General features: G+C 58.7%; 15 protein-coding genes. 10 read left to right on the plus strand and 5 right to left on the minus strand.

Going from position 1 to position 18,929, the window contains the following annotated elements; genetic code table 11:
• Positions 1-3 precede the first annotated feature (3 nt).
• The 6 genes from EYD00_RS20880 to EYD00_RS20910 all read left to right on the plus strand — a co-directional run bounded on the left by EYD00_RS20880 (position 4) and on the right by EYD00_RS20910 (position 8,264).
• Positions 4-846: a serine hydrolase gene (locus tag EYD00_RS20880; RefSeq protein ID WP_034498292.1), complete on the plus strand. Its 843-nt coding sequence runs from the start codon at positions 4-6 to the stop codon at positions 844-846.
• Between the two features lie 29 nt (positions 847-875).
• Positions 876-2,420 carry an ABC transporter substrate-binding protein gene (locus EYD00_RS20885; protein ID WP_034498291.1) on the plus strand — a complete coding sequence of 515 codons (1,545 nt, stop codon included), beginning with the start codon at positions 876-878 and terminating at the stop codon, positions 2,418-2,420.
• A gap of 127 nt (positions 2,421-2,547) precedes the next feature.
• Positions 2,548-3,990 (plus strand): M20 family metallopeptidase, encoded by a 1,443-nt coding sequence (locus EYD00_RS20890; RefSeq protein ID WP_034498288.1) that lies wholly within the window; start codon positions 2,548-2,550, stop codon positions 3,988-3,990.
• 501 nt (positions 3,991-4,491) lie between these two features.
• Complete coding sequence (locus EYD00_RS20900) at positions 4,492-5,421, plus strand: sugar ABC transporter substrate-binding protein (protein ID WP_034498286.1); 930 nt, start codon at positions 4,492-4,494, stop codon at positions 5,419-5,421.
• Between the two features lie 237 nt (positions 5,422-5,658).
• Positions 5,659-7,200: a sugar ABC transporter ATP-binding protein gene (locus EYD00_RS20905; protein WP_034498283.1), complete on the plus strand. Its 1,542-nt coding sequence runs from the start codon at positions 5,659-5,661 to the stop codon at positions 7,198-7,200.
• 32 nt (positions 7,201-7,232) lie between these two features.
• Positions 7,233-8,264, plus strand: coding sequence for an ABC transporter permease (locus EYD00_RS20910; protein ID WP_022563607.1), 1,032 nt, complete (start codon positions 7,233-7,235; stop codon positions 8,262-8,264).
• Between the two features lie 81 nt (positions 8,265-8,345).
• Here the strand turns inward: EYD00_RS20910 and EYD00_RS20915 are convergent, their stop codons facing one another.
• Entirely contained in the window at positions 8,346-9,101 is a 756-nt protein-coding gene (locus tag EYD00_RS20915) for a gamma-glutamyl-gamma-aminobutyrate hydrolase family protein (RefSeq protein ID WP_004438429.1), read from the minus strand.
• A gap of 293 nt (positions 9,102-9,394) precedes the next feature.
• Here EYD00_RS20915 and EYD00_RS20920 point away from each other — a divergent pair, with 293 nt between their 5' ends.
• Positions 9,395-10,492 carry a TRAP transporter substrate-binding protein gene (locus EYD00_RS20920; RefSeq protein WP_034498281.1) on the plus strand — a complete coding sequence of 366 codons (1,098 nt, stop codon included), beginning with the start codon at positions 9,395-9,397 and terminating at the stop codon, positions 10,490-10,492.
• A gap of 368 nt (positions 10,493-10,860) precedes the next feature.
• Here the strand turns inward: EYD00_RS20920 and EYD00_RS20925 are convergent, their stop codons facing one another.
• Together EYD00_RS20925 and EYD00_RS20930 are read right to left on the minus strand one after the other, a co-directional pair.
• A complete protein-coding gene (locus EYD00_RS20925) occupies positions 10,861-12,342 on the minus strand; it encodes a TRAP transporter large permease (RefSeq protein WP_004438436.1) in 1,482 nt (493 codons plus the stop codon).
• 31 nt (positions 12,343-12,373) lie between these two features.
• Positions 12,374-12,913 (minus strand): TRAP transporter small permease subunit, encoded by a 540-nt coding sequence (locus EYD00_RS20930; protein ID WP_022563609.1) that lies wholly within the window; start codon positions 12,911-12,913, stop codon positions 12,374-12,376.
• Positions 12,914-13,326: 413 nt separating this feature from the next.
• Between EYD00_RS20930 and EYD00_RS20940 the strand changes: the two genes are divergently transcribed.
• Positions 13,327-13,551: an aa3-type cytochrome c oxidase subunit IV gene (locus tag EYD00_RS20940; protein WP_004438441.1), complete on the plus strand. Its 225-nt coding sequence runs from the start codon at positions 13,327-13,329 to the stop codon at positions 13,549-13,551.
• A gap of 66 nt (positions 13,552-13,617) precedes the next feature.
• Positions 13,618-14,151, plus strand: coding sequence for a hypothetical protein (locus tag EYD00_RS20945; RefSeq protein ID WP_022563610.1), 534 nt, complete (start codon positions 13,618-13,620; stop codon positions 14,149-14,151).
• Positions 14,152-14,202: 51 nt separating this feature from the next.
• Here EYD00_RS20945 and EYD00_RS20950 read toward each other — a convergent pair whose 3' ends face one another.
• Positions 14,203-15,456 (minus strand): NAD(P)/FAD-dependent oxidoreductase, encoded by a 1,254-nt coding sequence (locus EYD00_RS20950; RefSeq protein WP_034498278.1) that lies wholly within the window; start codon positions 15,454-15,456, stop codon positions 14,203-14,205.
• 318 nt (positions 15,457-15,774) lie between these two features.
• On the opposite strand from EYD00_RS20950, the gene EYD00_RS20955 reads away from it, so the two are divergent.
• The gene (locus EYD00_RS20955) at positions 15,775-17,511 is read left to right on the plus strand and encodes a methyl-accepting chemotaxis protein (RefSeq protein ID WP_034498276.1); all 1,737 of its coding nucleotides are present in this window, start codon (positions 15,775-15,777) and stop codon (positions 17,509-17,511) included.
• An 81-nt stretch (positions 17,512-17,592) separates the two neighbouring features.
• Here the strand turns inward: EYD00_RS20955 and EYD00_RS20960 are convergent, their stop codons facing one another.
• A complete protein-coding gene (locus EYD00_RS20960; RefSeq protein ID WP_022563613.1) occupies positions 17,593-18,912 on the minus strand; it encodes an LLM class flavin-dependent oxidoreductase in 1,320 nt (439 codons plus the stop codon).
• Positions 18,913-18,929 lie beyond the last annotated feature (17 nt).

Below are 18,929 nucleotides of genomic sequence, written 5' to 3' on the forward strand. Positions count from 1 at the left end.
ACAATGACTGTGGCTGCCCAATTAAATGCGATCTGTGATGCACAGCCTTTCGTGACGCGCTTCATGGTGCGCAATCTCCTGACCGGTGAAGAGATCGGCCGGGGAGAAAACGAGGAGACGCCATCGGGCAGCACCCGCAAGACGTCGATCATGATGGCAGTGCTCACGGCCGCCAGCGAAGGGCGGATCGATCTCGACCAGCCCGTCACCTATGAAAAACGGCTGGCGGAAGAGGTGGCGAGCGGCATGTTCCGCTACATGACCCCGGGCATCGTGATTTCGCTACGCGATGCCGTCGCCGGCATGATGGTGCTGAGCGATAATGTCTGCACCAAGATGGTGCTGGAGAGGCTGACGCTGGAAGAGGTGGACGGCTATTGCAAATCGCTCGGCATGTCCAACACCCATCATCGTTTTCTCATTCCGCCATTGGCACTGGCGGCGGACCATCCGCTTAAAACCGTCACCACAACGTCGGCGGCGGACCAGGTGTTGCTGTTGCAGACCATTCTCGATGCCCAGTCCTCACGGCAAGCGCAGGCGAAGCTCGGATGCAGTGCGCAATTGTGCGAATGGGCGATGCAGACGCTGAAGAACCAGATTTTGCGTTATGGAATTCGTTCCCGCCTGCCGTTCGAGGCCGTGGTGGCGAGCAAGAGCGGTCGCGGCAAACGTGGTCGCATGGATGCGGGCATCGTCTACAGAAACGGCGCGCCGTCCTTCATCATCACCGCCTATACCGATGAGGTGCCGCAAACCATGCCCGACGGCACGCCGGGATACACCATCGCGCTCGAAACGATCGGCCGACTGGCGCAGGCGTGCTGGGATGGCTTTCATCAATAACAATCAACGACAACAAAGAGGGTAGAACAGTGAAAAAACTTCTTCTCGCAGGCGTTGCCCTGCTCGTAACGGCCAACATAACCGCAGCACGCGACATCACCATTGCGCAGAGCTCGGATCTGCGCAGCAACAACCCGGGGGTGAACCGCGATGGCAATACGGATGGGGTCATCCTGCATATCGTCGAGGGTCTCGTCGGCTATAACAATGCCGGTGAGGTGAAGCCGCTTCTCGCAGAAAGCGTCGAGGTCGCCCCTGATGGCCTGACCTATACGTTCAAGCTGCGCAAGGACGTGAAATTCCACAACGGCAAGCCGCTCACCGCGGAGGATGTCGTCTGGAACTGGACGCGTTACCTGAAGCCGGAAACCAAATGGGCCTGCCTCAACGATTTCGTCGAGGGCGGCGCAGCACACGTCACTGGCGTCAAGGCCACGGACGCTTCCACTGTCGAGATCACCCTGGAAAAACCATCCGGCGTTTTCCTGGGCCTCATGTCACGGCCGGAATGCGGTTATACGGGCATGATCTCACCGGAATCGGTTGCTTCCGATGGCAGTTTCGTCAAGCCGATCGGCACCGGGCCCTTTCAGTGGGACGAGTGGAAGAAGGGCGAGTATATCCGTCTCGCCAAGTTTGCCGACTACGTTTCTCCGGCAAATGACGGTAAGCCTGACGGCATGGTCGGCTCCAAGCGGCCGCTGGCCGATGGCGTCAAGTTCATGGTCATCCCCGATGCATCGACCGTGAAGGCGGGTCTTGAATCCGGCGTGCTTGATACGGCCGAGATTTCCCCCGATCTCATTCCGGAGTTCAAGACCAACGAAAAGATGCAACTCATCGTTTCCCGCAACAACGGCAAGAACCTGTTCTACATCCAGACCCGTGACAAGGTGCTGAGCAATCCCGGCGTGCGTCGCGCCATGGCGATGGCACTCGATCTTGATGAACTGGTTGCCGCCGCATCCAACGGCACGGGCGAGGCCAACGGTTCGATGGTTTCGCAGGATTCTGTCTATTATGGTGAGACCCAGAAGAAGCGTCCGGCCTATGACATCGATGCAGCCAAGAAGGAGCTTGAGGCGGCCGGTTACAAGGGCGAACCAATCTCGATCATCGCCAACAAGCGTGGCAACGTGCCGAGCTTCCCGGCCGCAGTCATGGCGCAGGCGATGATGCAGCAGGCGGGCCTCAACGTGCAGATCGAGGTGCTGGACTATGCCACCCAGGTGGATCGCCGCCGCTCCGGCAATTATCAGGTGATCTCGCAGTCGGTCGCTCCGCGCCTCGACCCGGCGCTGATGTATGCCTTTTATGTCGGCAACAAGGACAAGAACGCTTCCCTGATGTGGGATGATCCGAAGGCGATCGAGCTGATGAAGGCCGCCTATGTTGAGGCCGACCAGACGAAACGCCAGAAGATTTTCGATGAGTTCCATGAGCTGATGCTGAAGGAAATGCCGGGTATCTTCCTCTATGACATGGTCGATGTCTGGGGCGCGACGAATAAGCTGAAGGGCCAGCCTGTCTGGCAGTCGAACGCTCGCCTCTGGGAGGTCTCGGTCGACAACTGACCCACCCTTGCCCGCGCCGGCGGCTGACCCCGGCGCGGGCTTTCCATTATTAAGCGCGGTAATTTGGCGGTGCCTCTGCCGAAGCGCCTGCGCGTGCCCGAAAAGGGCGGAAATGCGAGGAAAAGCCATGAACCGTGATGCCGCGATGGCGATTGCCGCCGAAATCGAGGCGATGAAGCCTGATTTCACCACTTTGAGCGACAGCATCTGGGATTTTGCCGAACTCAAATTTGAAGAACGGCAATCTGCCGGCGTTCTGGCCGCCGCGCTTGAGGAAAATGGCTTTGCGGTTCGGCGCGGTGTGGCGGGCATGGAAACCGCCTTCATCGGCGAATTTGGCAGGGGCAAGCCCGTTATCGCCTTCCTCGGTGAATTCGATGCGCTGGCTGGCATGAGCCAGGTGGCTGATGTGGCGAAGGTGCAGCCGCGAGAGGAGGGCGCCACCGGCCACGGCTGTGGCCATAACCTGCTCGGCGTCGGCTCATTGATGGCCGCTATTGCGCTCGCCCGGCATCTGAAGGCGAATAATATGCCCGGCACCGTCCGTTATTACGGCTGCCCCGGCGAGGAGGGCGGTTCCGGTAAGACCTTCATGGTGCGTGCCGGCCTGTTTGACGATGTTGATGCTGCGCTGACTTGGCACCCGGCACCGTTCAACGGGGTACGCTCGACCAATAATCTGGCCGTGCTGGAATATTTTTACCGTTTCAAGGGCGTTGCGGCCCACGCTTCCAATGCAGCCCATCTCGGCCGCTCGGCGCTCGATGCCGTCGAACTCATGAATGTCGGCGTCAATTTCCTGCGCGAACACATGCCGCAGGATTGCCGGGTACATTATGCAATCACTGACACTGGCGGCAAGGCGGCCAATGTGGTGCAGGCCAAGGCGGAAGTCCTTTATCTGATCCGCGCCCCGGAAATGCGTCAGGCGCTTGATCTCGCCGCGCGGGTGGACAAGGTGGCGCGCGGTGCGGCACTGATGACCGAGACCGAGGTGGAGATCGTCTTTGATACCGCCTCCACCAATCTGCTGCCCAACATCGCGCTGGAAACGGCGATGCATGAAAACATGGTGGCGCTTGGCCCTGTCGCTTTCGATGAAGCGGATATCGCTTTTGCCAAACGCATCCAGGATACTTTTACTGACGAGGCGATCAAAAGCAGCATCCGGCTCTACCAGATAAAGGGTGATGTCTTTTCCAACCGTAAGATCGACGGCTCGACGCCCCTGCATCTCGGCCTGCGGGATTTCGAGGGGCATTCGCATTTTCGGGCCGGCTCCACCGATGTCGGTGACGTCAGCTGGGTGACACCGACGGCACAATGCTGGACACCCGCCTGGGCGATCGGAACCAATCCGCATACCTGGCAGGTGGTGGCACAAGGCAAAACTCCTGCCGCCCATAAGGCCATGGTGCATGCCGCCAAAACGCTTGCAGCGACAGGTCTTTCACTGATGACAACGCCGGAACTGCTCGCCAGTGCCAGGAAGGAATGGCAGGAAAAGACGGAAGGCAGCAAATATGTCTGCCCGATTCCCGCCGATGTCATGCCGGGCTCCCACCGGTAAGGCGCTACGCACCTCCTTTTGCCGCTGCCCGTGCCACCATATTTCCAGAGGCGGCATGGAAAATCCCCTGACTATATCGAGCGGAAGAAAAGCTGAGCGCGGCCGGCCTTCTCCAAGGAGAGCCGGTGGATGCCGGTTTGGAATAAATCTTCCATCACGGCCGAGTTCTCCCGATTTCCAGCCGTAAACCATAATTTCAACGGCTTATGGGCCCGGCCTCCCGGTTGGGAACGAGGCCGAGCGAGCCTCTGCATCTTCCACGGCTATGCGATCCGGAAGGCGCTTTCTCCGCAATTTCCCATCATCACAGCCTTGTGCACCACTCCGCCGCGGGGCTGCGAAGAAAACATTGACGTTCGAACCAAAAATGGAATAAATATATCGAACAGCCAGAAAATCGGTTTCATTATTCCGTTTTCTGATGTGAGGAGGTTGCGGCGGGCTTTCGGGTTCGCCTCCGGCTGGGAGAGGCGGCGCCGGACGCCACGGAGGAGAAAAACAATGAAGAAATTTATCATCGGCGCAGCTTTGTCTGTGCTTCTCGGCACGGCGGCCCATGCGGAGACCGTAGGTGTCTCGATGGCGCTGTTTGACGACAACTTCCTGACCGTGCTGCGCAATGGCATGCAGGATTATTCTAAGGAACTGAAGGGCGTCACCCTGCAGGTCGAGGATGCGCAGAACGACGTCGCCAAGCAGCAGAGCCAGATCCAGAACTTCATCGCTTCCAAGGTCGACGCAATCATCGTCAACCCTGTGGACACGGATGCGACAGCGGCCATGTCCAAGCTCGCAGCCGACGCCAAGATTCCGCTCGTTTACGTCAACCGCCAGCCGGTGAACGTCGACAGCCTGCCGGACGGACAGGCGTTTGTCGCCTCCGACGAAACGGTGGCTGGTACGCTTGAGGCGAAAGAGGTTTGCCGCCTCCTCGGTGGCAAGGGCAATGCCGTCATCATGATGGGCGAGCTCTCGAACCAGGCGGCGCGCATGCGCACGCAGTCTGCGAAAGATGTCTTGAAAACCGACGAATGCAAAGGCATTTCCGTGGTTGAAGAGCAGACCGCCAACTGGCAGCGCACGCAAGGTTCCGACCTCGTGACCAACTGGCTGTCGAGCGGCATCGAGTTCAACGCCGTCATCGCCAATAACGACGAAATGGCGATCGGCGCCATTCAGTCTCTGAAGGCTGCTGGCAAGGACATGAAGGATTATGTCGTCGCCGGTGTGGACGCCACGCAGGATGCTCTCGCCGCCATGCAGGCGGGCGATCTCGACGCCACGGTCTTCCAGGATGCAGCAGGCCAGGGCAAGGGCGCACTTGATGCCGCGCTGAAGCTCGTCAAGGGCGAGAAGGTCGAGAAGAAGGTTTACATCCCCTTCCAGCTCGTCACGCCTGAAAACGTCAAGGACTACGTGGCCAAGAACTAGTGGCCGCCTTCCGGCATCTGCGCCCGTTCAGATTGATATTGGAGGCAGATGCCGGTTCCCGACGGCGCCGAACAAGCTTCGGCGCATGAGCGGATCGTGATTGAATTCCAGGGAATTCAGAGTGTTGCAGCGCCCTGCATGTTGTGGTCGACATGGCGCTGTAAGCCTCCCCGGAGGCAAGGTGCGCCATTGGGCGAAGCCTGTTTCCGGTCAATTTTGTCTATTGTGGAGGATGAGATGGTCGTCAGTCCATCGACAATGGCCGCCGTGCGCGCCAGCGGCGCCGTGCCGAATGCGGAATACCTTCTCGCCGTCGAAGGCATACGCAAGGAATTTCCCGGCGTGGTGGCGCTCGATGATGTGCAGTTCAAGCTAAAGCGCGGCACCGTGCACGCGCTGATGGGCGAGAACGGCGCTGGAAAATCGACGCTGATGAAGATTCTGGCTGGCATCTACCAGCCAGACAGCGGCGAAATCCGCCTGAAAGGCGCCGACATTCGTCTCGATTCCCCGCTTGATGCGTTGGAAAACGGCATTGCCATGATCCATCAGGAATTGAACCTGATGGCTTACATGACGGTCGCGGAAAACATCTGGATCAGACGGGAACCCAAGAACCGGCTGGGCCTTATCGATCATGGCGAGATGTACCGCCGTACCGAAGCCCTGCTGGATCGCCTCGGTATCGATCTCGATCCGGAAACAAGGGTCGGTGAGCTTTCCGTCGCCAGCCGTCAGATGGTCGAGATCGCCAAGGCGGTTTCCTACGATTCCGACGTTCTCATCATGGACGAGCCGACATCCGCGCTGACGGAGCGCGAGGTGGAGCATCTCTTCCGCATCATTCGCGATCTTAGGGAACGCGGTATCGGCATCGTCTACATCACCCACAAGATGAACGAGCTGTTCGAAATCGCCGACGAGTTCTCTGTTTTCCGGGACGGTAAATATATCGGCACGCATGCCTCTACCGATGTAACGCGCGACGACATCATCCGCATGATGGTGGGCCGCGAGATCACGCAGATGTTCCCGAAGGAAGAGGTTCCTATCGGCAACGTTGTGCTGTCGGTCAAAAACCTGACGCTTGATGGCGTGTTCCACGATATTTCCTTTGACGTTCGCGCCGGCGAAATTCTCGGCGTCGCGGGCCTGGTCGGTTCCGGTCGTTCCAATGTTGCAGAGACAGTCTTCGGTGTGACGCCCGCGTCTTCCGGGACGATCAGCATCGATGGCAAACCCGTTTCAGTCACCAGCCCGACGGAAGCCATTCGTCATCGCATGGCGTTTCTGACCGAGGATCGCAAGGACACGGGATGTCTGCTGATCCTGAACATTCTGGAAAATATGCAGATCGCCGTTCTGCAGGACAAATATGTCGCCAATGGTTTCGTGCAGGAAAACGCGTTGTCGGACGCCTGCGAGGAAATGTGCCGCAAGCTGAGGGTGAAAACCCCGCATCTTTACGAGCGCATCGAAAATCTTTCGGGCGGCAACCAGCAGAAAGTGTTGATCGGTCGCTGGATGCTGACCAAGCCGCGCATTCTGATCCTCGATGAGCCGACGCGCGGCATCGATGTGGGCGCCAAGGCGGAAATTCACAAGCTCGTTTGTGAGATGGCGCGCCAGGGCGTCGCCGTCATCATGATTTCCTCCGAAATGCCGGAGGTTCTGGGAATGAGCGACCGCATCATGGTCATGCATGAAGGTCGGGTGACCGGCTTCCTTGATAGAAGTGAAGCCACGCAGGTTAAGGTGATGGATCTCGCATCGCGGTGAGGCGCGCCGGGATTTCTCGAGGAGGAACAGATATGAATAGCAACGCCGCCGCCACTCCGGAGCTGGATGCCAAATCCGGACGCAAACCGCACCGGCGCATACCGCCGGAAGCCAATATTTTCTTCATTCTGATCGGCATAGCGCTGATTTACGAGATTCTCGGCTGGATATTCATCGGCCAGAGCTTCCTGATGAACCAGCAGCGACTGACCATCATGATCCTGCAGGTCTCCGTGATCGGCATCATAGCGGTAGGTGTGACGCAGGTCATCATTACCGGCGGCATCGATCTGTCCTCCGGGTCGGTCGTCGGCCTCACGGCGATGTTGTCCGCCAGCATGGCCCAGTCCTCAACCTGGCCGCGGGCACTTTATCCCGGGCTCACCGACCTGCCGTTCATCATCCCGCTTGCTGTCGGCATTCTCGCCGGCATGTTGGCCGGTTTCATCAATGGGCAGCTCATCGCCCGCACGAAAATCCCGCCCTTCATTGCCACTCTCGGCATGATGGTGACCGCGCGCGGCATTTCCAAGTGGTATACGAAGGGTCAGCCGATCTCCGGCCTGACCGACGGTTTCAATTTCATTGGCACAGGCATCTGGCCAGTCGTGGTGTTCCTGCTCGTGGCAATCATTTTCCACGTCGCGCTGCGTTACACCCGCTATGGCAAGTTCACATATGCAATCGGTGCCAATGAGCAGGCCGCACGTGTATCCGGTATCAATATCGAGGCACATCTGATCAAGGTCTATGCCATTGCCGGAATGCTCGCCGGTCTCGCCGGTGTTGTTACCGCAGCCCGCGCTCAGACCGCGCAGGCCGGCATGGGCGTCATGTATGAGCTTGACGCCATCGCCGCGGCCGTCATCGGCGGCACCTCGCTGTCCGGCGGCGCCGGCCGCATCACCGGAACGGTAATCGGTACGATCATTCTCGGCGTCATGACATCGGGCTTCACCTTCCTCCGAGTGGACGCCTACTATCAGGAGATCGTCAAAGGTCTCATCATCGTGGCGGCCGTCGTCGCCGACGTCTACCGGCAGAAGAAACGCGCCAAGCGTTAAATCCTCCTCCCAGACCTTGGGGCAGGCCTTCAGGCTTGCCCCTTTTTTGTGTCCTCATGCGGCGAGGGGATCAGCAGCGGCTCATGCTTTGCTGTTTCGATAGTCGTGGACGGCTTTGCCGAAGGCCTCGAACAGGGCGCGGGAGGGCGCGTCCGTCTCGGCCCAGTATTCTGGATGCCATTGCACCCCGACAGCAAATCCTTTTGCGTCAATGACAGACACCGCCTCTATTGTGCCATCGGCGGCCGTCGCCTCCACCTGCAGGCGCGGCGCGGTTTCGGCAATGGCCTGCCTGTGCAGCGAGTTGATCTGGATTTCGCCCGACATGCCGAGATGCTGTGCAATGCAGGAGCCTTCGCGCACATGAACAGGCTGGCGGATGGCAAAGGCGACGTCGCGGTCGTCATGTTCCGGCTTGCGGTGGTCCCATATGCCCGGCTGCTCCTGAATTTCGGACGCCAGCGTTCCGCCCAGCGCCACATTCAGTTCCTGTATTCCTCGGCAGATGGCCAGCATCGGAATGCCGCGCTCGATCGCACGGCGAATGAGCGGCAGGCTGGTGGCGTCGCGGGCCTGGTCGAACGGGCCGTCGCTCTCCCGCGCCTCCTTTCCGTAGAGGGAAGGGTGCACATTGGTGGCGGAGCCGGAGACGAGCAGGCCATCCACCCGGTCGAGAATGGCGTCCACGTCGTTTCCGTCCTCAAAGGCCGGTACGATGAAGGACATGACACCAGCCACTTTCAGGGCGGCGGAAACATACTGGTTCTGCGCGGCGTGCCAGTCGGCTCCGGTAAAATGCCTTATGTCGGCGGGGACGGCGATGATGGGTTTTGGCATGGCGGCTCCGGAACGAATCTTCGAAATATGTGCGACCGCCGGCGAACCAAGTCAAGCATGCCTTTGCCTCCTGCTGATCCGGCATGCGCCTAAAGTATAAGGAGATGCCGAGATATTTCAGTTGAATATAAAATGCGAAGAAAATTCCCGGAAACACCGCGTTTTTCCGCGATTAATTCTTGGTGCGGGTGCTTGTCAGTCGGGCGATAACCGTGCTTACTTCGCTACAATGCCTGAACAGCAACGAGGGGAATTCAAAGCTGCAGGCAGCGTTCATATCTGGGAGGATATAGATGGATCGCCGTTCCTTTATGAAAAAAGGTGCGCTCGCGGGAGCTGCCACTGCAGCCCTTGCCGCGCCCGCCATTGCGCAGCAGAATACCAAGATCAACTGGCGCCTGACGTCGTCATTTCCGAAATCGCTTGATACGATCTATGGCGGTGCCGAGGATATTGCGAAGCACGTCGCTGCCGCCACCGACGGCAATTTTACCATCCAGCCCTTTGCCGCCGGGGAAATCGTTCCCGGCTTGCAGGCGGCCGATGCCGTATCGTCAGGCACTGTGGAAATGTGCCATACCTGCTCCTATTATTATGTCGGCAAGGATCCGACCTTCGCGATCGGGACGGCGATACCCTTTGGTCTGAATGCTCGCCTGACCAATTCGTGGTTCTATGAAGGCAACGGCAACAAACTGCTCAATGAATTCTACGCCAAACATAACCTCTACGGCATGATTTCGGGCAATACCGGCGCGCAGATGGGAGGCTGGTTCCGTAAGGAGATCAACACGGTTGACGATTTCAAAGGCGTCAAGATGCGCATTGCCGGCCTTGCCGGCAAAGTGGTTGAAAAGCTTGGTGTCGTGCCGCAGCAGATCGCCGGCGGTGATATCTATCCGGCGCTGGAAAAGGGCACCATCGACGCCGCCGAGTGGGTCGGCCCTTATGACGACCACAAGCTCGGCTTCCAGAAGGTCGCAAAGTACTATTATTATCCGGCCTTCTGGGAAGGCGGCCCGGTCATTCACTCTTTTGTCAATCTGGACAAGTGCAACAGCCTGCCCAAGAACTACCAGACGGCGCTGCAGGACGCCTGCGCCTTCGCCAATACCAGCATGATGGCGAAATACGACGCCAAAAATCCGATTGCCATCAAGCAGCTCGTTTCTGAAGGCGCGGTACTCAGACCCTTCAGCCAGGAAATTCTGGAAGCGTGCTATAAGGCGGCCCTTGAGGTATACGCCAATATTTCGGCTTCCAATCCGGACTTCAAGAAGATTTACGAGGACCAGGTCGCCTTCAAGCGCGAAGGCTATCTGTGGATGCAGCTGGCGGAATACACCTTCGATACTTTCATGATGATCCAGCAGCGTAACGGCAAGCTCTGATTATTCAGTAACGGCGGCGGACCGGGCAAAGGCCTCGGAGATTTCGGTCTCCGGGGTTTTTGTTGTGCGCGTACCCTCATGCATTCGACAACAAAGGATGGTTTATGATCGGGTCCTTCAGAGCGCAATCGCAGGATGGGCGACCAGCCGGAGTGCCGGCTGAGATCGGCGCCCCCAGCCCCGGCCATTGGTCTCAATCGTGGACGTGACGCGATGTGGAAAACGCTGAGCGTTGCATTCGTCATCAAGAAGAACCGGACAGGCAGTATAGTGACTGCCCGGGTCCGTTTCTAAAGAGAATGAACGGAAGGCGGGAGCGTACCCCGTCTTCGCAATCACAGGCGTTTCCGGCCCTTACAGGATGCCTGTCAAGGCCCGATCTTCGGCGGCTCGCCCAGATTTGGCATGCCCGGCATTCCTCCTGGCTGGCCTCCTGGCAAGCCGAAATTGGGCATGGTGTTGCCACCCTGATTACCGAAGGCGGGCACCTCGATCTTGATGGAATTCAGATCGACGTCGGGAGCCTTGTCTATCCAGTAGGTGACGGATTCCGGCCAGAATATCACGATGGCGACGAGGATGAGCTGCATGCCGAGCCAGGGAATGGCGCCCATGTAGATATCCGATGTCTTGACGGTGCGCGGCGCGATGGAACGCAGGTAGAACAATGCAAATCCGAAGGGCGGGTGCATGAAGCTCGTCTGCATGTTGATGCAGATCAGCACGCCGAACCAGATGAGGTCAATGCCGAGCGACTGGGCTATCGGCGCCAGCATTGGAATGACGATGAAGGCGATCTCGAAGAAATCGAGGAAGAAGGCGAGGAAGAAGATGAAGATGTTGACGAAGATCAGGAAGCCGATAGGACCGCCCGGAATGCCCGACAACATGTGCTCGATCCAAAGCGAACCATCCATGCCTTGGAATACGAGCGAAAAGCAGGTCGCGCCGACCAGGATGAACACCACCATCGACGTGATGTGCATGGTGGAATGCATTCCCTGCTTGACGAGGTCCCAGCTGAGCCGCCGATGTGCCGCCGCCAGCGCCATCGCGCCGACAACGCCGAGCGCTCCGGCTTCCGTCGGTGTTGCGAGGCCGAGAAAGATGGTGCCGAGCACGAGGAAGATGAGCACGATGGAGGGGATCATGCCCGCCAGCACACGCAACACCAGCGCCCGGTTAAGCTCACCGCGTGCCTCCGGCGGCAAAGCCGGAAGGTCCTTGGGCCGCACGATCGACATCAGCAGGATGAAGAGCATGAAGATCGCCACCTGCAGGATCGACGGACCGATCGCGCCGAGATACATGTCGCCCACGGATTTACCGAGCTGGTCGGCAAGGACGATCAGCACCAGCGAGGGCGGAATGACCTGTGTGATCGTGCCCGAGGCGGCGATGACGCCGGTGGCAAGTCGCGGATTATAGCCGTATTTCAGCATGATGGGCAGCGAGATGACGCCCATGGTGATGACCGAGGCCGCAACCGTGCCGGTGATCGCGCCCAGGATCGCGCCGACAATGATGACGGCATAGGCAAGTCCGCCCGGTATAGCGCCGAAAAGCTTCCCCGTTCCTTCGAGCAGGTCTTCCGCAAGGCCGCAACGCTCCAGAATAGCGCCCATGAAGGTGAAGAAGGGAATGGCCAGCAGAAGGTCGTTCGAAACGATGCCGAAGATGCGCAGGGGCAGGGCCTGAAGAAAAGCCGGTGAAAAATGCTCGGTGAAGATGCCGATGACGCCAAAAACGAGGCCGACGGTGGCAAGCGAGAAAGCCACCGGAAATCCGTAAAGCATGAAGATAATCATGCCGATGAACATCAGTGGCGGAAGAATACCGTATTCAAACATGGGAATATCCTGAAGGTTCAGATCGGCGCGATCATTGCAGGGGTTTTTCGTACTTCGTATCGAGCGCATAAAGCCCGTTGAGGGCGCCTATGCGCTTGATGAGTTCGGAAAACCCCTGAAGAACCAGAAGGGCGAAACCGGCGAAGATGATGAGTTTCACGGGCCAGCGGATCAGGCCGCCGGCATTGGAAGACATTTCGCCCTGATTCCAGGACAGGGTGAACATGGGCCAGGACAGCCAGGCTAGATAAAGGCAGCCGGGCAGCAGGAACAGCACAATGCCGACAATATCCACCCAGATGCGGCTGCGCGGTGAAATCGCACCATAGATGATGTCGACCCGAACATGCTCGTTCATGCGCAGAGTATAGGAAGCGCCGATCAGCACGATGAAGGCGAACATGTACCACTGGATTTCGAGCCAGCCGTTGGAGCTGTAGTTCAAGGCGTAACGGACCATCGCGTTACCGGCGCTGACGAGGCAGCAGATGAGCACGAGATAACCGGCGACCTTGCCCAGTGCCTCGCTCGCAGAATCTATCAGCGCACTTATTTTTAAAAGCGATTTCATGACTTTCCCCTCTTCCCTTGCCGGGCCCTTTGCGGGTTTATGGCGGAGAGCAAAGCCCGATACCCCTGCAACGGCCGCGCCTCCACGCGCGTCCGCACCCATCGGTTCCGGAGTTCCTCCCCACAGAATCCGTGTATGGGCAGGCGGTTCGAAAAGCAACCGAAACCGCACGCAAAGAGCAAGAACGGTGGCCCTTTTCAACTATTAACGAAAGAATGTTCCCGGAAGGCAAGTATTGTCCTTGGGAGCCGGTCCGACGGATGGCGGCGTGACACTTTCGTGCGGAACGCATTGCGCTTTTCGACCACTTCATGTTACCTCTGGCACCGGAGAATCCGGCATGGCCCGTGATCGTCCGCGGGGCAGATTTCCCCGCAGGACGGGAATGACGGATGGAGCAAAGGGGAAGTGGAATGAGCGAACACCATACAGGTCCGGTCGAACTTGGCGCTGAAATGAACTACGCCGAACACGAAAAGACCTATAACGGTTTTCTGGCCTTGACCAAATACGGCACCATGATGCTGTGCGTGCTGATGCTGGCCATGGTTGCCGGTTTTTTCACATCCGCGGGCTTCCTTGGCGGTCTCGTTGTCTTTCTCGTTCTGTCGGCGGCCGGGTTCGTTCTGCTGCGCTGATCGAACGGTTTGCGGGCTGTTGCCCTTACGGGTAAGGGTTCTGCCGGACAACCGGGAAGGCCGGGCATGAAACGCCTTTTATCCTGTCTGTTTCTGTTGATTGCGGTTGCATGTCCCGTCTCCGCGCGTGATCTCTCTCCTGCCGAGCAGGAGAGGCTGAATGCCCAGATAGAGCGTTTCAGCACCGCCCTGAATGCGCAGGATTTCGAAACGGTCGGCAAGACTGTGCCGCCGAAAATCTTCGAGTTCATCGCCAGTGATGCGGGTGTCACCGTGGAGCAGTTGCGGAGCGCCTTGACGGCGCAGATGCAGATGGCGCTCGCGGCGGTCAAGATAACCGAATTCACCATGGACGCGCGGGCGATCAGCCTGACTGAGACGCCGGATGGCACGCCCTATGCGCTCATTCCGACAAAAACCGTTATGGAAACCGGCGGTCAGACCATAGAGGCGAAGTCCCACACGCTGGCGCTGATCGACGGTTCGGACTGGTATTTGCTCCGGGTGAGCGATCAGCAGCAGGTGACCATCCTGCGAAAGGTCTACCCGTCCTTCGCGACAGTGGAATTCCCTGACGATTCCACGCAGACGGTGAAATAACCCGTATTGCTGGCGAGGCCGGGCCCTGGCGTCGCCAGTGCTACCCCATTTTCAGGAAAACCGTCCCGGGCGGAAGGGATCGACCGAGATGGACGTTTCGTCGCCGTTTGCCATCTGCGTCACCAGCCGGGCTGTGGCCGCCGACTGGGTCAACCCCAGATGACCGTGGCCGAAGGCGTAGATAACGGAGGGTGTCGTCCGCGCGGTGCCAATGACGGGAAGACAGTCCGGCATGGAGGGGCGGAACCCCATCCATTGCCGTCCGCCTTCCAGTTTGAGGCCGGGAAGGAAACGTTCCGCTTTTTTCAACATGGCTTCCGCGCGGCGGAAGTTCGGCTTCAGTTCCAGCCCGCCGAGTTCGACGGCGCCGCCGACGCGGATGCCAGTCGACAAGGGGGTCACAACGAAGCCGTGGTCGTTGAAATAAAGCTGGCGTGTCAGGTTGAAAGCACCGACAGGCAGGGTCGTGTTGTATCCTCGTTCCGTTTCCAGCGGCACGATGTTGCCAAGCGTCGCCGCAAGTTTTTTGGACCATGCTCCACAGGCGATCACCACTTTGTCGGCGTCGATCTTGTCGCCGTTCTCCAGCGTGACGATCGTACTTTCGCCCACTGCGTCGATACGCTGAGCTTCGCCTTTGCGAAGGCTGGCTCCGCGTGAGATCACAAGATCAAATATGGCGCGGGTGAAATCATAGGGATCGGAGACCTGCAGGCCATCCGCCGAAAACACCGCGTGGCGGAACTGCGGCGCCAGGCCCGGCTGCAGCTCTTCGATTTCGTTGCGGTCAACGCGCTGGAATGCGAAGCCGGCTTTTTCCTTTTCGTCCCAATCCTTACGGGCGGCGTTGAGGCTCGCCTCGCTGTCATAAATATGAAGCGTGCCGGTTTTTGAGATGAAGGGCGAGAGCTCGGGCATGGCAGCGATGTGGGCCATTTCGATGGCGGCCAGCCGGTTGATTTCCATGAGTGATTTCAGCCCATGACGGAAACTGCGTTCGGCGCTGGCGCGCCAGAAACGCCAAAGCCACGGGGCGATCTTCGGTGCATAGGCCGGTGGCACGCTGAGAGGTCCGAGCGGATCAAAAAGCCAGCGCGGGGCTTTTTTCATGATACCGGGCGCGGGAATGGGGATGATTTCCGGAAAGGCCAATATGCCGGCATTACCGGAACTCGCACCGCGGGAGATGTCGCCACGCTCAAGAAGCACGACGTCACGCCCGGCATTCTGCAGATAAAGCGCTGCCATGGAACCGATAATGCCGGTGCCGACCACCAGCACGTCGCATTTCAGGGTTTTGGTCATCGGCGCTCCTGCAATACAAATCTCTCAAGCCCGCCATAACAATGAATGCAGAGGGTATGAAAGGTCGCATCACGCTGCGGCGATAGAAATATCAGCACTGTGGCAAATAAGCGGTTCCGCGGTGGGGGAGGCCGCCATGCACATCAGTGCGTTTTGCCCATCGGCTAGGTCGCGGCTTAGATAGTTATGAGCCATTATTAATCGCTATTTAACAGTGTCTGGCTAGTTTCGCGTGCAGTCAGGCCCATCCATGTTCATCCCTTCTCATTCGGAGGGGCAGTGGGTCTGCGCAGCGGTTAATTTGGGGGTTTTAAAGGCATGTCTCACTTTTCCAAACTCGGTCTGGATGCATCTGCGGTACTTGACGCCCTGAACCGTTCGCAGGCCATCATCGAATTCGATCTGACCGGGAAAATTCTGAAGGCGAACGATAATTTCTGCAAAGCGGTGGGTTATCAGCAGTCCGAAATCATCGGACGGCACCACAGCATGTTTGTCGCTCCCGAAGAGGCTGCCAATGCGGAATACAACGCGTTCTGGGCGAAACTCTCGCGCGGCGAATATGATCAGGGTCAATATCGGCGCCGGGCAAAAAACGGCGACGAAATCTGGATCGAAGCTTCCTATAATCCCGTCTTTCGTTTCGGTAAACCTTACAAGATCGTCAAGGTTGCAACCGATATCACCGTGATCAAGCGCAAGAGCATGGAAGATGACGGCAAGCTGGCTGCTCTCTCCCGCGCGCAGGCCATGATCGAATTTACACCAGATGGGAAGATCCTCAGCGCCAACGAGAATTTCCTCGCGGCGCTTGGTTACACGGCGCAGGAAATTGTAGGCAAGCATCATTCGATGTTCTGTGAGCCAGCTTATGCCCAGTCCCAGGAATATCGTGATTTCTGGCAGGAGCTGAGGAGCGGCCGTTTCTCTGCCGGGCAGTTCATGCGGCTCGGCAAGGACGGCAAACGCGTTTTCATCCAGGCGTCCTATAATCCGATACTGGATGAGCAGGGCCGTGTCTTGAAGGTGGCGAAGTTTGCCTTCGACGTGACGGACCGCATGCATGCGGTGGAGGAGCTTGGCGCGGCGCTTGAGCGGCTCTCCCAATGCAACATCCGTGTCACGCTGGACAAACCCTTCGTGGGTGAATTTGAGAGCCTGCGGCGCGATTTCAACAAGTCCATCGCGGAATTCCAGAAGACGCTGGAAAATGTTCTCGGCCAGACGGGCGATCTGACCCGCAGCAGCCAGGAAGTCAGCGAGGCTTCCGTCAATCTGGCGGAACGTTCGCGCGAACAGGCCGTAGCGCTGGAAGAAACCTCTGCGGCACTGGAGGAAATCACGGCGACGGTTCGTTCATCCACGGAAAACATGAAAGAGACCCGCAAGCTGGTTCACAGTGCACGCACATCCACCGCGGCCTCGACCGAGGTCGTTGAGCGCACGGTCAATGCCATGCAGCGCATCGAGACAGCATCGCGGGAAATCAGTCAGATCATTGGTGTTATCGATGAGATCGCCTTCCAGACCAACCTGCTGGCGCTGAATGCGGGCGTGGAAGCCGCCCGCGCGGGTGAAGCCGGCAAGGGCTTTGCCGTGGTGGCGCAGGAGGTGCGCGAGCTTGCACAGCGTTCCGCTGGTGCCGCCAAGGAAATCAAGGCGCTGATCAACAATTCCGGCAGCGAGGTCCTTGAAGGGGTAAGGCTCGTGGGTGAAACGGGCGAAGCGCTGAAGCAGATCGACGCGCTGGTCAGGCATATTGACGGCAACGTTGACATGATCGCCAAGGCAGCGGACGAGCAGGCTGTCGGCATCAGTGAGATCAACAAGGCGGTCAACCGGCTGGACCGGATGACGCAGGAAAATGCCGCCATGAGCGCACGCACCACCGTAATCAGCACCACGCTCGCGCAGGGTGCGGATGCATTAGCCCAGCTTGTCAGCCTGTTCAAACTGAACCGCCGCACGGTTCAGCGTGAGGATGGTGCCTCAATACGTCCTGATTTTTCGACTGCTGCTCGGCACGATCAGGAGGTCGGGCGCGCAGCAGCATGAAGGGAGCCGGCTTTCGCCGGCCCCCGCTTATTGCTGATCATCAATTGATACGGATGCCCTTGATAGGGCATCTGCGCGCGGTTAACCCCGCAAGGCCGGGCGCGTGATGCCGAGGTGGTCGCGCAATGTGGAGCCCTCATATTCCCGGCGGAACAGGCCGCGTTCCTGCAAGAGCGGTACCACCTCGCGATTAAACTCCTCCAGCCCGCCGGGGAAGAAGGGCGGCATGACGTTGAAGCCATCGGCTGCGCCGTTCTCGAACCATTGCTGCATCCTGTCGGCAACGTCGCTCGCCGTTCCCATGACGATATGGTGGCCACGGCCGGCCGCGACGCGCAGCGCCAGTTCTCGGATCGTGAGCTTTTCGCGCCGTGCCAGCTCGGTCAGCAACTCGGCGCGGCTGCGCAACTGGTCGGAGATGGGAAGTTCGGGCAACGGGCCGTCGAGATCATAGTCGGCCAGGCTGTGGCCGATGCGTTCTTCGAGCAGCGGCATCGCGCTCTTGATGTCCGTCCAGCGGTTCAGTTCCTTCAGCTTTTCACTCGCCTCCTCGAAACTCCTGCCGATGATCGGCATGAAGCCGGGCATCACGGCAACGCTGGCGGGATCGCGGCCGAATTTTTCGACGCGCGCCTTGAGGCTCGTGTAGAAAGCCTGCGCTTCGGAAATTGCCTGTTGGGCGGTGAAGACGATATCGGCGGTGCGTGCGGCGAGATCCTGACCCGGTCCGGAGGAACCGGCCTGGATGAGAACCGGATGGCCCTGCGGCGAGCGCGGAATGTTGAGCGGTCCCTTGACGGTGAAATATTTGCCTTCGTGGTTGAGAACATGGACTTTCTCGGGATCGACGTAGCGGCCCGCCTGCTTGTCCTTGATGAAGGCGTCGTCATCCCAGCTGTCCCAAAGGCCGCGAACGACGTTCACATATTCTTCCGCCACCGCATAACGCTCGTCATGCTCGGGGTGGTCCTTGGAGAAATTCGCTGCCGTCCGTGCGTAAGAGGTGGTGACAATGTTCCAGGCCGCTCGACCATGGCTTAAATGGTCTATGGAGGCGAAGGCGCGAGCGGTGTGATAGGGCTCGCCATAGGTGGTGGAGGCGGTTGCGGCCAGCCCGATCTTCTCGGTCACCATTGCCAGCGCGGCAAGCAGGGTCAACGGCTCGAAACGTGCGATCATCGAAGGATGGGCGTCGACGCCGCTGGTCAGCCCGTCGGCGAGGAATACCATGTCGAACTTTGCCGCTTCGGCCATTTTCGTCACGCGGGTGAGCAGATCGAGGTTTTCGCTGCCGGCCTCCGCATCGGGGTGACGCCAGCCGGAAACGTGGTGTCCGGCACCCTGCAGGAAAAGGCCGAGATGCATCTGTCTTTTGCGGGTCGTGGTGGTCATGGGAATCATGCCTTCATGTCAGTCGA

The sequence above is a fragment of the Agrobacterium sp. 33MFTa1.1 genome, assembly GCF_004328495.1.
Classification (GTDB): Bacteria; Pseudomonadota; Alphaproteobacteria; order Rhizobiales; family Rhizobiaceae; genus Agrobacterium; species Agrobacterium pusense.

What these genes read in the sequence shown, in the direction of transcription:
- EYD00_RS20930 (WP_022563609.1), bottom strand. Translation starts at nt 12,913, where the DNA reads ATGAAATCGCTTTTAAAAATAAGTGCGCTGATAGATTCTGCGAGCGAG.
- EYD00_RS20890 (WP_034498288.1), top strand. Translation starts at nt 2,548, where the DNA reads ATGAACCGTGATGCCGCGATGGCGATTGCCGCCGAAATCGAGGCGATG.
- EYD00_RS20910 (WP_022563607.1), top strand. Translation starts at nt 7,233, where the DNA reads ATGAATAGCAACGCCGCCGCCACTCCGGAGCTGGATGCCAAATCCGGA.
- EYD00_RS20940 (WP_004438441.1), top strand. Translation starts at nt 13,327, where the DNA reads ATGAGCGAACACCATACAGGTCCGGTCGAACTTGGCGCTGAAATGAAC.
- EYD00_RS20950 (WP_034498278.1), bottom strand. Translation starts at nt 15,456, where the DNA reads ATGACCAAAACCCTGAAATGCGACGTGCTGGTGGTCGGCACCGGCATT.
- EYD00_RS20920 (WP_034498281.1), top strand. Translation starts at nt 9,395, where the DNA reads ATGGATCGCCGTTCCTTTATGAAAAAAGGTGCGCTCGCGGGAGCTGCC.
- EYD00_RS20945 (WP_022563610.1), top strand. Translation starts at nt 13,618, where the DNA reads ATGAAACGCCTTTTATCCTGTCTGTTTCTGTTGATTGCGGTTGCATGT.
- EYD00_RS20955 (WP_034498276.1), top strand. Translation starts at nt 15,775, where the DNA reads ATGTCTCACTTTTCCAAACTCGGTCTGGATGCATCTGCGGTACTTGAC.
- EYD00_RS20915 (WP_004438429.1), bottom strand. Translation starts at nt 9,101, where the DNA reads ATGCCAAAACCCATCATCGCCGTCCCCGCCGACATAAGGCATTTTACC.
- EYD00_RS20960 (WP_022563613.1), bottom strand. Translation starts at nt 18,912, where the DNA reads ATGATTCCCATGACCACCACGACCCGCAAAAGACAGATGCATCTCGGC.
- EYD00_RS20925 (WP_004438436.1), bottom strand. Translation starts at nt 12,342, where the DNA reads ATGTTTGAATACGGTATTCTTCCGCCACTGATGTTCATCGGCATGATT.
- EYD00_RS20880 (WP_034498292.1), top strand. Translation starts at nt 4, where the DNA reads ATGACTGTGGCTGCCCAATTAAATGCGATCTGTGATGCACAGCCTTTC.
- EYD00_RS20905 (WP_034498283.1), top strand. Translation starts at nt 5,659, where the DNA reads ATGGTCGTCAGTCCATCGACAATGGCCGCCGTGCGCGCCAGCGGCGCC.
- EYD00_RS20900 (WP_034498286.1), top strand. Translation starts at nt 4,492, where the DNA reads ATGAAGAAATTTATCATCGGCGCAGCTTTGTCTGTGCTTCTCGGCACG.